This is a genomic window from Peptostreptococcus sp., assembly GCF_036639115.1.
Taxonomy (GTDB): domain Bacteria; phylum Bacillota; class Clostridia; order Peptostreptococcales; family Peptostreptococcaceae; genus Peptostreptococcus.
Genome location: NZ_JAVWJH010000004.1, coordinates 184,150 through 198,397 on the forward strand (window position 1 = coordinate 184,150; position 14,248 = coordinate 198,397).

Here is a 14,248-nt window from a genome sequence, read left to right on the forward strand (position 1 = left end):
ATCAAGAATTGGAAATTTTTAGAGATATACTGAAATTTGATTATGTGTCTTTGGGAAGAAGCGCATCTATACCGAAATTCTTTAATAGAATAGATGTAGATGATTTTAAAAACAGGGGACATCAATTCTTGAAAGATGAAGAAAATCAAAAGGTATATACTCCAGAACATTTTGGAGAAGCTGCAAAAAATATTGTAAGGTATGTGCAGTTTGAAGAGTTTAGATATAATGTAATTGATTTGAAAAATGATATTGCTAGCAATGTAGAAAAACTTCAAAATACGGTGCTTTTCTATTATGATATTGATAAAATATTTGAAAAATCAAAGTCATATAGAGTAAAAATATAAAAAATAAATGTAAAAAATGATGTTACAGTTATATGTTGTTTGGGTATACTCATATTAGCCTAGACTTCATTTAATGAGATAGACTATAAATTGAAAGAAGGAAATTATATGAAAAGTAAAATTGAAAAGTATATATTAGATAAATCTGAAGAATTAGTATTTATCACAATAGAAAAGAATAGTGAGATAGAGCTTGAAGGATATAGCATACCAGAAACTGGATTGAAGGTACCTATTAAAAGTGATGTCTTGGTAAAAAATATCAAGGATAATACAGCGCAAGAATCATTGAATATGATGTCTATGATAGACGCAATGCTTTACATTGAAGGCATAGACTCGAATTTTGCCCTTAATAGTGAATATGATAAGTTTATAGATGCTTTTATTGAAAAGGTGAAATTTGATTGTTTACCATACTTGGGTTATATGTCAAATAAGAGTTATCAAGAAGGTGAAATTAGAGATGCTCTTGTCTATATCAAATCATTTTTAAGAAGAAGTCCAGATGACGTAATGGCACTATATCAATACTCAATAATATGTCAAGAGTTGGCTTTGAGATATCAAAAGGATGAAGATTTGCAGGCTACAAATGATTTTTTAATGGAAGCGTTAACGAGTTTAGAGCATATATTAGATATAGATAATGAATTTTCATTGGCGTATTATCAGTTAGGTTTTCATTATTCAAATCAAAATCAATTTATTAAGGCAAAGTATATTTGGGAAAGAGCTTTAGAACTGGGAATTGATGAAGAAATGGTAGCAGAAATTCAAGAAAATCTTAGCAATATAGATTTTAAAGTGAGATACGAAGAAGGATATAATTTGGTATTTCAGGGAAAGGCAGAGGAGGGCTTAGAAAAGCTACTTCCAATAGAGGAACAACATCCTGATTGGTGGAATCTGCTATTTATTATTAGTCTAGCATACAAGTCATTAGGTGAAGTTGGAGAGGCAAAAAAATATCTAGAAAAGATACTTATAATTAGACCTACACAGGTGGATACCCTAGTGGAAATGGCTCTTTGTCTTGCTGAAGAAGGAAATATTGAAGGTGCTATAACTTACTTGTCAAAAGCTGCAAAGATAAGAAAGGATGACCCAGAAATTCTTTGTAATTTGGGTATGGCATATCTAAATAATGGAGATCACGATGACGCAAAATATTATATAGAAAGAGCGTATGAAATTGATCCAATGGATGAGGTAACGATAGCTTGTATGAAACAGCTATAAAAGTGTAGTTCTCTTATAAGTAAGATGAGAGGATGTGGTTGCTATAAATTCATTAGGACTTGCAAGTAGTATTAGCTTTGTAATGGTATTTTTAGAGGGATTGGTGTCGTTTTTTTCACCATGTGTTATTCCATTGATACCTTTATATATGGGCTATTTGGCAGGTGGTGCCAAAGTAAAAAAAGAAGATGGTAGTGAAACTTACGAAAAAAGGACAGTGATTTTGCATACTGTATTTTTTGTATTGGGAATATCAGCTGCATTTTTTATATTAGGACTCGGATTTTCATCATTAGGCTCAGCATTTAGGGAATATCGAGATGTTATGGCCAAACTCGGTGGAGTATTGATTATTATACTGGGACTAAATCAGATAGGATTATTTAAGATTAAATTTTTAAATAAACAGGTAAAAATAAGCAATAAAACATCAAGCAAAAAAATGAATCCTTTAGTAGCTTTTGTCATGGGATTTGGATTTAGCTTTGCTTGGACACCTTGTGTGGGACCAGCTTTAGCATCTGTATTAATACTAGCATCAAATGCAAGTAGTGTTTTGGAAGGTAATTTACTAGTATTTGTATATGCACTTGGATTTTTGATACCATTTATTGTTTTAGGTATTTTTACAGGTCAAACATTGAACTTTATTAAGAAAAATCCAAAGATAATGAATGTAATTGTCAAAGTCGGTGGAGTAATATTAGTGGCGATGGGATTGATGCTTCTTTTGGGAACTTTTGAAAGATTTGAATCTTTATTTAATGGAGATGGATCTGCACAAAGAGTGGAAGAAAGTATTGAAGAAGCAAAAAAAGATAGTGATAAAAATAAAGCAATAACAGCTGATGATGAGAAAGAAAAATCACAGAATGAAGCACAAAATTCTGAGCAAAGAGAAAGCATGATTCCGATAAAGCTAAAAGATCAAAATGGAAATATGGTAAATGTGGAAGATTTTAAGGGGAAAGTTGTATTTATAAACTTTTTTGCAACTTGGTGTCCACCTTGTAAGGAAGAAATTCCAGACATAGAAAATCTATACAAGGATAATGGCTACAATCAAAACGATGTAGTAGTAATAGGTATAGCGGCTCCAAATCAAGGTAGGGAGCAGGATGAAGAGGGTGTAAAAAACTTTATAAAAGAGTATAATATTACATACCCGGTATTGATGGATACGAGCGGAGAAATATTTAATCAATATGGTGCGTATTCACTTCCAACAACATTTTTGATTGATAAGGAAAGTAAAGTTTATGGCTATGTATCAGGAGCAATTCCAAGGGATACGATGGATAAAGCTATAAGTGACACTAAAAATTTAAAATAGATAATTTTATAAAAATTCAAAAAAAGCCTTGACACTTCTTTGAAAAGTTATTATAATAAAACTCAATCGAATAATTACTGTTGACGAAGAGAGTAGCTCAAATGAATTTTCAGCGAACTAGAGTATGGTGTGAGTCTAGTATTGAAGTTTGAAGTGAAAAGAACTTTCGAGGTTGCTGGAAGAAAATAAGTATTTTGGCAGGTTTCCCGCCTTAAGGGTTTAAGAGGATAGTTTATACTATCAATTGGAGTGGTAACGCGGAATTTTCGTCTCTTGAGCAATTTGCTCAAGGGACTTTTTTTATACTCAAATTTCTAATAATATATATTATGTATCTTATTAGAGAATTAATTATAAAAATAATTTCGAATATACTTATCATATCAATAATTGTATTATAAACTATCAATAAGAGTGGTAACGCGGTGATTCGTCTCTTGGATATATATCCAAGGGATTTTTTTATTGGGAAAATAAGTGCACATATTTTATCCAGAAAATTAGGAATAATCAAAAAATAAATCTTTGAAATTAGATATATCTTGCTGATGCAATATTAAGAACTAGATATAAAAATTTGAAATTTATATCTATATTTAAAAAATTGTGAATGTTGTTTTGGATGAAAACAGTTTGGAAAGAAAAAATAGAATTCTAAAAGGAAAAAAATTGAGAATATTAAAAGCTAAAGTATACTCAAAAAGAAAAACTAAGAAATATTAGACGGATTATTATAAAACATAAAAATTAATAGGAGGCATAAAATGAAATTTTTAATAAATAAAATAAATAAATCTATATTAAAAAAATTAACAGTAATCACTTTGGTAATGATGGTTGCCGGAGCTAGTATAGCTTGTAGTGATAAAAAAAATAATACATCATCACAAGCTAATGAACAAGTAGATGTTTTGGATCAGATAAAAGAAAGTGGGAAGATAAGAGTTGGTACAGCACCAGGATATCCGCCATTTGAATTTGTACAAGCTAAAGATGGAAAAAGTGAAGTATTGGGTGCCGACATAGATTTGGCAAAGAAAATTGCTGAAAAGCTCGATGTTGCTCTTGATATAAAGACAATGGATTTTGATGCATTACTTCCTGCTCTTCAGGCAGGTAAAGTCGATATTGTAATTACAGGAATGACACCAAATGAAAAGAGAAAAAAGGCAGTAGATTTTTCGGATATTTATTTTACAGGTGCAAATTCAGTAATAGTAAAGTCTGATTTTGCAAAAGAAATAAAGACAAGTGATGATCTTAAAAATTATAAAGTTGGACTTCAAAAAGGATCAACTCAAGAAGAGTATGTAAATAATATATTGAAGGTTGAAAACAGCAAATCTTTGACATCTGTTCCTGATTTGATTACTGACCTGAAGAATGGAAATATAGATGCAATACTTACAAGCATGACAGTTGCTAAAATTAACGAAAAACAAAACACAGGAATTAAGGTTATAAATAATGTTGACCTTAAAGGCTCTGGTAGTGAAGAAACAGCTGCTATAGCTGTAAAAAAGGGAGAAAATAAAAAACTTATCTCTGAAATGAATTCTGTAATTAAAGAATTAAAAGATAGCGGTGAATATGAAAAGATATTAAATAAAAATATTGATTTATCTAGTAAGTAATTTAGTTAGAAGAAAGATTTTAATAGTGAAAGGAAGATCTTTCTAGTGAAATATAGATTTAAGTAAGAAATGCAGGTAAGAAATTTAAGTAGAGATATAATTAGTAATTAAGAGATAGTTAATAAGTCTTGCCTTTTTTTAGAGTGATCAGTTAGGTGAACTATAGAAGTTAGGTAATTTTATTATAAATAAAGAATAATATAAAAACAATGGAGGAAAAATAAATGAAAAAAATAGTATTAGCATATTCAGGTGGATTGGACACTTCAGTAATTATACCATGGTTAAAGGAAAACTATGAAGGGTGTGAAGTAATAGCAGTATGTGGAGATGTTGGTCAGGGAGATGAAACTGACGTAGTATATGAAAAAGCAATAAAAAGTGGTGCTTCAAAATGTTATATTGCAGACCTTAAAGAAGAATTTGTAAAGGATTATGTATGGCCAGTGATAAAGGCTGGAGCGGTCTATGAAGGAAAATACCTACTAGGGACTTCAGCTGCAAGACCTTTAATAGCTAAGGCTTTGGTAGAGGTAGCAGAAAAAGAAGGAGCTCAATATATTTGTCATGGTGCAACTGGAAAAGGAAATGATCAAGTTCGTTTTGAACTAGGTGTGAAGGCTTTAAATCCAGATATTAAAATAATTGCACCTTGGAGAATGTGGGATATAAAATCTCGTGATGAAGCAATAGACTATGCAAAGGCTCATAATATAGAAGTGCCAGTAACAAAAAAACGCCCTTATAGCATGGACAGAAATGTACTTCATTTAAGTCATGAGGGTGGGGATTTGGAAGATCCAGCAAATGAACCAATTGAAGATCTTTGCCTTATATGTTCAAGTCCTGAAAAGGCTCCAGATCTAGCTGAATATGTAACGATAGCTTTTGAAAATGGAAACCCAGTATCAATCAATGGAATAGAAATGTCTCCACTAGAATTATTGGAAAAAGCCAATGAAATTGCTGCTAAAAATGGAGTAGGAATATTGGATATGGTTGAAAATCGTCTTGTAGGAATGAAATCAAGAGGCGTATATGAAACTCCAGGAGGGGTACTTCTTTTAGAAGCTCACAAGGCTTTAGAGAGTTTAACTCTTGATAGAGATACTTTATCTTATAAGTCTCAGGTGGCAATAAAATATTCAGAACTAGTATATGATGGACTATGGTTTACACCATTAAAAGAAGCTTTGGATGCATTTATTGACAGTACACAAAACACTTGTACTGGAGAAGTAAAGATGAAGCTTTATAAGGGAAATTGCCATTCAGCAGGTATAAAATCTCCATTCTCACTATATAGTGAAGAGCTAGCAACTTTTGGAGAAGATGATATATATGATCAAAAAGATGCAGAAGGTTTTATAAATCTATTTGGACTTCCTCTAAAGGTGAATGCAAAAATGAAGGCAAAAAATAATTTATAAATCGTTTTTTAATAAAAATGGAGTCAGCAGTTATAAAAACTGGGAAATTGCATAGAATTATATAACTATGGAGCAATCTAGAAAAGCAGTATAAATAAAATAAAATGAAAAACAATGGAATTTAGGCTTGAAATTTGAATCTATTTAGAAAAATAGAGATGAAAATTAATCTGAATATAAATAAACATAAGTTGAAGTTGGGAGGATATAGATGGAAAAGCTGTGGGGTGGTCGATTTCAAAAAGACACTGACAAATTAATGGAAGACTTTAATTCTTCTATAAGCTTTGATTCAAAGTTGTATGCCTATGATATACAGGGAAGTATAGCACATGCAACTATGCTTGGAAGCACGGGAATAATTGAAAAATCAGAGGCTGAAAAAATAATAAATGGTTTAAAAGAAATAAAAGAGGATATCGAGGCTGGGAAGGTAGAATTTAGTAAGAAGCATGAAGATATTCATATGAATATAGAGGTATTGCTCACAGAAAAAATAGGCGAAACAGGTAAGAAGTTACATACGGCAAGAAGTCGTAACGATCAAGTAGCGCTAGATTTGAGGTTGTATGCAAGAGATTCAGTAATTGATCTATCAGAACTTCTTAAAAAGTGGATGGAGGCTCTTACAAATTTAGCTGAAAAGAATTTGAACACAATAATGCCTGGATATACACATCTTCAAAGAGCCCAACCAATCTCTTTTGCACACAATTTAATGGCCTATGCGGAGATGGCTAAAAGAGATTACCAAAGATTGGAATCTTGGATAGATATACATAATGTAATGCCCCTTGGTAGTGGAGCTTTAGCTGGAACAACTTTTCCTATAGATAGAGAAATGACATCAAAATTACTCGGATTTGATGGACCTTGCATGAACTCATTGGATGGAGTAAGTGATAGAGACTATATAATAGATCTACTAAGTGCAGCAAGCACTGGAATGATGCACCTAAGTAGGTTGTGTGAAGAAATTATACTGTGGTCTAGCCAAGAATTTAGTTTTATAGAATTAGATGATGCCTATAGTACAGGAAGCTCTATGATGCCTCAAAAGAAAAATCCAGATGCAGCTGAGTTAGTAAGGGGAAAAACTGGAAGAGTATATGGGGATCTAATGTCTATTTTGACTACTATGAAAGGTATTCCTTTAGCTTACAATAAGGATATGCAAGAAGATAAGGAATGTTTATTTGATGGAGTAGAAACTTGGTCAAAATGCCTTAGTATAATGATTGCAATGATCGAAACTCTAAAGGTTTGTAAAGAAAAAATGCTTGCAGCGAGCAAGGGTGGATTTACAAATGCTACTGATCTAGCAGATTATTTGGTGAAAAAGGGCATAGCTTTTAGAGATGCACATAAAATTACAGGTGAAATAGTATTTGAATGCATTCAAAAAAATATATCTTTGGGCGAATTCACTTTAGAAAACTATAAAAATTATAGTCAACTAATAGAAGAGGATATATATGAAGATATTGACGTTAGACATTGCGTTGAGTATAGAAATTCAATAGGCGGACCAAATGCAGGGCAAGTTCAAAGATCAATAGAAAACATAAGGAAAATTTTATAAAATATTTGTTATTTAAAAAAATATTACAATATTACATATAAAAAAATAAAGGATAGCAAGATATTTTACATGTAGATATTAAAAATATAGTGCGAAAGTAAATACTAAAAACACATTGCATATCTAAAGATTAAAATATAGTGCATAGCTAAATATTAAAAATATAGTGCGAAAGCAAATATTAAAAACACATTGCATATCTAAAGATTAAAATATAGTACAGAGATAAATGTTAAAAATGTAGTGTAAAAGTGATATTAAAAATCTAGCTTAAAAGTATGTGTCAGTAATATAATCCAAAAAACAAAGTTTAAATAAGCAAGAAAAAAACGGTCATCAAAACATGACCGTTTTTTTATTTAATAAAATATGAAGTATAAAACTTATATAAAATTGACTGGATTTTATGTAATATTATATAAAAAGTAATGAAAATAAAGTATTGATATGCTTGATATAATTATATTTTCTAAAGTTATAGAGTATTAAAAAACTAATTGATAATATTTATCAAAAAAATGTTGACTTTAATAATAACACTTGCTATAATGAAAATAGATAATTAATGATAATAAATATCAATGAGAAGCATCGTAAAGTTTAAGCTATAGAAATATTCATATAAAACTATTTCTATATACAAAAGTACGGTTAATTATTGATAACATTCCATAAAAGTTCAGATAATGAATAGGATTGATGAATAAAATTTATTGTTTTATCATATTTAAAAAGGTAGGTATACTATATGACAAGTATGAGGTTTGAAAATATATTAGCTACATTTTGTTCACCAGCTCTTATGGGCAAGAAGGTTTCAAATTTAGTATCAGTTTCAAAAAAAGAACTTCCAGAAATATCTATTTTACTTGATATTTATAATGATAAATTAAATAGATATGATATTAATATAAAAACTATATGTGAATGTGGAGAGAGAGTATTATTATTTGTTTATAGGGAGGAACTTTTAAAAGAGCATTTAAAAAATGAAGATATAAAAGAAATTTTATTAGAATATGGATACTTAAAGGCAGATACTGTTGATGAACATATAGATATTTTGAGCAGCAGAATGCAGATGAGACAGTTCCCCCATGAGATAGGAGTTTTTCTAGGATATCCAGTATCAGATGTACAGGGATTTATTGAAAATGATGGACGAAACTATGAATATTGTGGATATTGGAAGGTATATAAGGATGCTCATAGGGCAAAAAAGACTTTCACAATGTATGATAATATAAGGTCGTTCATGGTAGCAGAATTAGATTGTGGTAGAAATCTGGATAATATAATAAGCCAGTTTCAAAATATAGCATAAAAATATAGCATAACATAGGAGGATTTAAAATGAAAAAGGTTGGAGTATTTTATTGGAGTGGATCAGGCAATACAGAAGCAATGGCAAAGGCTGTAGCAAATGGACTTTCAAAGGAAGGTGTTGAGTTTGATCTTGTAAATATTTCAGAAGACTCAAAGGATATAAAAGACTACGAAATGTTAATGTTTGGTTGCCCATCAATGGGAATGGAAGTACTAGAAGAAGCAGAATTTGAACCATTCTTTGAAGAAGCTGAAAAGTCTATATCAGGCAAAAAAGTGGCTTTATTTGGTTCCTATGGTTGGGGCGACGGAGAATGGATGAGAAACTGGCAGGATAGAGTAGAAAGTGCAAATGCAGATTTATATAAGGGAGAAGGTTTGATGATAAATGAAACTCCTGATGATGAAGGATTGTCTCAGTGTGAAGAGCTAGGATCATCATTTGCACAGTATTAAAGCATAACCCTACACACCCCCAAAATGTGTAAATGAAATTTGGATATATATAATAAAAAGGGACTAAAATTTTAGTCCTTTTTTTGTTGACTTATTTATGAAAATATCCTATACTATAAATATAAATAATCAAATTAATGTTCGTTATATCACGAATATTAATTCAAAAAAAGATATAAAACAATAATATTTTAGCCCTTTGAATTTATTTATATGTCAGACTAGGGATTTATTTTTATGTAGTATTAAATTTGATTTTATAATTTCTAGTGTTGAGTCTATAAAGTTTATAATAATGTGCTAAAAAGTTTAGGGGAGGTTCAAATGGGATTTAAATCAGATATTGAAATTGCTCAGGAAACAAAACCAAAGGATATTAGGGATATCGCAAATAAGATAGGCCTGTCAGAAGATGATATAGAACTATATGGAAAATATAAGGCAAAAATAGATTATAATGTGTTGGATAGAATAGAAAATAAAAGGGGTAAATTAATTCTGACTACAGCGATTAATCCAACTCCTGCAGGAGAAGGAAAAACAACTACTTCTATTGGAGTGGCAGATGCATTTACAAAGCTTGGGAAAAATGCAATTACTGCACTTAGAGAGCCATCTATGGGTCCAGTATTTGGAATCAAAGGTGGAGCAGCTGGTGGTGGGTATGCTCAAGTAATACCTATGGAAGACATCAACTTACACTTTACAGGGGATATGCACGCTATTGGTGCTGCAAATAATCTTCTAGCTGCCATGCTTGATAATCACATATATCAAGGTAATAAACTAAACATCAATCCTAAGAGAGTAACTTGGAGAAGATGTGTTGATATGAATGATAGACAGTTAAGAAATATTGTAGATGGTTTGGGTAAAAAAATCGATGGAGTGACAAGAGAAGATGGGTTTGATATTACGGTTGCATCTGAAGTAATGGCTACGTTTTGTTTATCAAATAATATATCTGAACTAAAGGAAAACTTGGGAGACATAGTAGTAGCATATAGTTATGAAGGAAAGCCAGTTACTGCTAGAGATTTGCAGGCAAACGGTGCTATGGCAGCAATTTTGAAGGATGCCCTAAAACCAAACTTAGTTCAGACACTAGAGGGAACTCCTGCGATAATTCATGGTGGACCATTTGCCAATATAGCACATGGATGTAACTCAGTTATAGCTACAAAGATGGCAATGCATATGAGTGATTATGTAGTTACAGAAGCTGGATTTGGAGCGGATCTTGGAGCAGAAAAATTCCTAGATATAAAATGTAGGATAGCAGATATAAAGCCAGATGCAGTGATCATAGTTGCTACTGTGAGAGCACTAAAGTATAACGGCGGGGTAGCAAAGGATCAGTTGAATACAGAAAATTTAGAGGCTCTAGAAAAAGGACTACCAAATCTTTTGAAGCATATTGAAAATATCACAAAGGTATACCAGTTACCTGCAGTGGTAGCGATTAATAGATTTCCATTAGACAGTGAGGCAGAATTAAAGTTAATAGAAGAAAAATGTAATGCACTAGGAGTAAATGTTGCACTTTCGGAAGTCTGGTCTAAAGGTGGAGAAGGTGGAGTAGAAGTAGCTAAAGAGGTAATTAAGTTAATAGAAGAAGGAGAAAATAACTTCAGATATTGTTATGAAGAAGATATGACAATAAAGGAAAAGTTAAATGCTATAGCTACAAAGGTATATGGGGCTGATGGAGTTGACTTTTCATCAGATGCCGAAAAACAGATAAAAGAAATTGAGGAGCTAGGATTCGGTAAGTTGCCAATATGTGTTGCAAAAACACAGTATTCATTATCTGATGATCAGAGTAAGCTTGGTAGACCAACAGGATTTAGAATTAATGTAAGAGATCTAACAATATCTGCAGGGGCAGGGTTTATTGTAGCACTTACAGGTGCAATTATGAAGATGCCAGGACTTTCAAAGAAGCCAGCAGCTCAAAGAATCGATGTGGATGAAAGTGGTATAATTTCAGGATTATTCTAAAAAATAAAAATAAAGCAATATATATAAATTAAGATATATCTTTATGTGAAATAGCACTGGAAATTCAGTGCTATTTTTTATATTTGAAGGATTAAATAAGCGATTTATAAATACTTTGATCAAGAAAAATTATTTATAAATGTAATTAAGATAAAAAACACACTTTTAAAAAATGCTTAAAAAATAAATAAAATACATCTCAAAATATAAAGAACTAATTTAAATAAATATAAAAACACATTAAAACATGTATTTATTAATAAAAATGTTTTTATGAAATCTTTAAGGGTATTAAATATAGAAATAGAATTATTATTTTATTTTTTGTAAGTTTGTGAGTAGCTATAAAATAATCTTGATATGAAAAGTGTGATTTATTATATCAAGAAAGTTGGGAGGGGTCGTATGATAGAAAATGAAAAATTAAAGAAGATAGTCTTTTTTTCATTTGCTTTGCTATTATCGTCATTGATTTCACCCATAGCATTTGCAGATAGTGAGGAAATTAGATTCAATAATAAAAATAAAAAACATGTTTCAAGAAGAATTAGTTATAAGGAATTTGATTCATCTAAAGAAACAGAAAGCATAAAAATTAATGAAGAAGTTATCAATGATAAAGCTAAGACCTTTGATAGTTCTCAAATAGTAGATCTAAAGATAGTTGAAAATCCAAATAAAACCAAGTATATAGAGGATGAAAGTTTTGATCCAGAAGGTATAAAGCTAGAAATGTATGATATAAATGGAAATGTGAAAGTAATAAATTCAGAAAATTTTGAAAAAGAACAAATAAAACTTATACCTAAAAAAGGTACTAAACTATCAGACGGAGTGAAATTTATTGAGGCTATGAAAGTAGAAAAGGAAGCCGTTATATCTGACAGAGTAAATATAACAGTTAAAAGTAAAAATGAAGAGGAAAACTACTTATTAAAACCGACATTAGAATTTAAGAAAAGAGAAAACAGATTGTTAATAAGCAATATTGATCCAGAAAGCAGTAAAATAATAGTGAAATATGGAGATGAACTAGAAAGTATCGATAAAGAAATGCTTACTATTGTGGAAAATGCTGGCATATGGATGCAGGAAAAAGAAAATGTAGTTCATAGAATAAAAAGAAATTTATTATCTTCAATCACTACAGTTGAAGCAGTCGATCATATACTGACCAAAGAAGAAGATAATACAGAATATAGTGTGGAATCTGTAGATGACTCTACATTAAAAATATATATTCCTGATTCTAAAGTTGACAGTATGGAAAATAAATATATTCAGGTAGGAGTAAGAAGTATTCCAGTTATTTCAAATGATAAAGTGAAAAAAGATAGTGTATCCGATCCAATTCTTTGGAATGAAAAAAACAGAAACTTAGCAAAGATAAAGGATATAGAAAATATAACATTAGAAAAAGATAAGAAAATAAAGACAATTGATATAGGCGAATATGTTGAGGGTGATTATGAAAAAATATTTATAAAAGATCTTCCTAAGGGGCTTAACTATAATAGTAAAAAGAACTTGATAGAAGGAACTCCTAGTAAAGAAGAGTTTAAGGAAGTTAAGTTAATAGTAGAAAATAGCTTTGGAAAAACGCAAAAGTCTTTTAAGATGAAGGTGAAAAATATAGATAGTAAAACTGAAAATGTAAAAATGCAAAAACCTTCCTTGAACATATCATTATTTAGAGAAGATGATAGGATCTATGGTGAAGATAGGGTTGATACAGCGGTAAGGTTGAGTAGAAAAATCCATAGATTTAGAGCCAACTCAGTGATAATAGTGAATAAAAATAAATTTTCAGATGCACTGACTTCTATACCTTTAGCTAAACAATTGGATGCTCCAATATTACTTACTGATCCAAAAGAGTTGCCAGAAGATACTATTAAAGAAATTGATAGATTAGAAGTAAAAAATATATATTTAGTAGGGTCCAAGCAGTCAATATCAAAATCCTTAGAGAATAGATTGCTATCAAAGTCTTATGTAATTCATAGGTTTGCAGGAAGTAACAGGTATGAAACAGCAGGATTGATTGGAGAGATGGTAAGAAAAAATGGAAATAAAAACACAGTTGTACTAGCTTCAGGAGAGAACCTTTCAGATGCATTGTCTATATCTTCTCTAGCAACTCAAAATGATATTCCCATATTATTATCTCAAAAAGACGATTTGAATAAATATACAAAAGAGCTTATTGCAAAATGGGATCCTTTGGAAGTGATAATTGCAGGAGGAATGAAGAGTGTATCAACTATAGCAGAATTTGACATAAAATATGGTTTTGATGTGGGTGTTGAACGTCTCTCTAGTGAAGTATACAAAGGTGCGAGAGTGATAACAAGATTGTATGGAAAAAATAGATATGAAAGTTCTGCTAAAATTGCAAAATACCAATATCCAAATGCAACATTAGGAATATACGCTAGTGGAGAAAGTTTTGCAGATTCTGTATTAGCAGGAGCATATGCATCAAGTAGGGAACTTCCAATACTGCTTGTTGAAAAAAATAGGATTGATTCATCAGTAAAAGCTTATATAAGAGATTCTAATATGAGGAGATTTACAGTTATTGGTGGTGAGGATAGTATATCAAATGAGGTTATAAAGTATCTTAAGTATGAATTAAATCTTGCTTAGTGTATAAATGATATAAGACATAGAAAATAGTTATAATGAAATTTTAAAAGATTATAACGTAGTAGGAAAGGGGTGTTTGTGATGTAGGATATACATGGAAATAAAAACATCTAAAGAAAGGTAAAGTATTATGATTTGTGAAAACTCAAGAAAAGAGAAAGAAAAAGCTTAATACGAAAGGGGTGTTTGCGATGTAGGATATACATGGAAATAAAAACATCTAAAGAAAGGTAAAGTATTATGAT

10 protein-coding genes and 1 other annotated feature are annotated in these 14,248 nt (G+C 30.6%); all 10 genes read left to right on the forward strand.

Features of this window, described 5'->3' with window-relative positions; translation table 11 throughout:
- Nucleotides 1-350 (forward strand): DUF4080 domain-containing protein (locus RR561_RS06555; RefSeq protein ID WP_332506754.1); only part of this gene is annotated, 350 nt, incomplete at its 5' end.
- A 108-nt stretch (nucleotides 351-458) separates the two neighbouring features.
- Nucleotides 459-1,592, forward strand: a complete 1,134-nt coding sequence (locus RR561_RS06560) for a tetratricopeptide repeat protein (RefSeq protein WP_332506755.1) — start codon at nucleotides 459-461, stop codon at nucleotides 1,590-1,592.
- Between the two features lie 34 nt (nucleotides 1,593-1,626).
- Nucleotides 1,627-2,925 (forward strand): redoxin family protein, encoded by a 1,299-nt coding sequence (locus RR561_RS06565; RefSeq protein WP_332506756.1) that lies wholly within the window; start codon nucleotides 1,627-1,629, stop codon nucleotides 2,923-2,925.
- 71 nt (nucleotides 2,926-2,996) lie between these two features.
- Nucleotides 2,997-3,202 (forward strand) — a binding site (T-box leader).
- Between the two features lie 487 nt (nucleotides 3,203-3,689).
- Nucleotides 3,690-4,559: a transporter substrate-binding domain-containing protein gene (locus tag RR561_RS06570; protein ID WP_332506757.1), complete on the forward strand. Its 870-nt coding sequence runs from the start codon at nucleotides 3,690-3,692 to the stop codon at nucleotides 4,557-4,559.
- 224 nt (nucleotides 4,560-4,783) lie between these two features.
- Nucleotides 4,784-5,989, forward strand: coding sequence for an argininosuccinate synthase (locus RR561_RS06575; protein WP_332506758.1), 1,206 nt, complete (start codon nucleotides 4,784-4,786; stop codon nucleotides 5,987-5,989).
- 211 nt (nucleotides 5,990-6,200) lie between these two features.
- The gene (gene argH, locus RR561_RS06580; RefSeq protein ID WP_332506759.1) at nucleotides 6,201-7,571 is read left to right on the forward strand and encodes an argininosuccinate lyase; all 1,371 of its coding nucleotides are present in this window, start codon (nucleotides 6,201-6,203) and stop codon (nucleotides 7,569-7,571) included.
- Between the two features lie 748 nt (nucleotides 7,572-8,319).
- Complete coding sequence (locus RR561_RS06585; protein WP_332506760.1) at nucleotides 8,320-8,895, forward strand: DUF3793 family protein; 576 nt, start codon at nucleotides 8,320-8,322, stop codon at nucleotides 8,893-8,895.
- Between the two features lie 29 nt (nucleotides 8,896-8,924).
- Nucleotides 8,925-9,353, forward strand: a complete 429-nt coding sequence (locus RR561_RS06590) for a flavodoxin (RefSeq protein WP_332506761.1) — start codon at nucleotides 8,925-8,927, stop codon at nucleotides 9,351-9,353.
- Nucleotides 9,354-9,677: 324 nt separating this feature from the next.
- The gene (locus RR561_RS06595; protein ID WP_332506762.1) at nucleotides 9,678-11,354 is read left to right on the forward strand and encodes a formate--tetrahydrofolate ligase; all 1,677 of its coding nucleotides are present in this window, start codon (nucleotides 9,678-9,680) and stop codon (nucleotides 11,352-11,354) included.
- A gap of 405 nt (nucleotides 11,355-11,759) precedes the next feature.
- On the forward strand, nucleotides 11,760-14,003 hold the full coding sequence (locus tag RR561_RS06600) for a cell wall-binding repeat-containing protein (RefSeq protein WP_332506763.1): 2,244 nt from the start codon (nucleotides 11,760-11,762) through the stop codon (nucleotides 14,001-14,003).
- Nucleotides 14,004-14,248: the final 245 nt, after the last annotated feature.

Coding starts and splice junctions, on each gene's coding strand:
- RR561_RS06575 (WP_332506758.1), top strand. CDS start 4,784: ATGAAAAAAATAGTATTAGCATATTCAGGTGGATTGGACACTTCAGTA.
- RR561_RS06590 (WP_332506761.1), top strand. CDS start 8,925: ATGAAAAAGGTTGGAGTATTTTATTGGAGTGGATCAGGCAATACAGAA.
- RR561_RS06560 (WP_332506755.1), top strand. CDS start 459: ATGAAAAGTAAAATTGAAAAGTATATATTAGATAAATCTGAAGAATTA.
- RR561_RS06595 (WP_332506762.1), top strand. CDS start 9,678: ATGGGATTTAAATCAGATATTGAAATTGCTCAGGAAACAAAACCAAAG.
- argH (WP_332506759.1), top strand. CDS start 6,201: ATGGAAAAGCTGTGGGGTGGTCGATTTCAAAAAGACACTGACAAATTA.
- RR561_RS06570 (WP_332506757.1), top strand. CDS start 3,690: ATGAAATTTTTAATAAATAAAATAAATAAATCTATATTAAAAAAATTA.
- RR561_RS06600 (WP_332506763.1), top strand. CDS start 11,760: ATGATAGAAAATGAAAAATTAAAGAAGATAGTCTTTTTTTCATTTGCT.
- RR561_RS06585 (WP_332506760.1), top strand. CDS start 8,320: ATGACAAGTATGAGGTTTGAAAATATATTAGCTACATTTTGTTCACCA.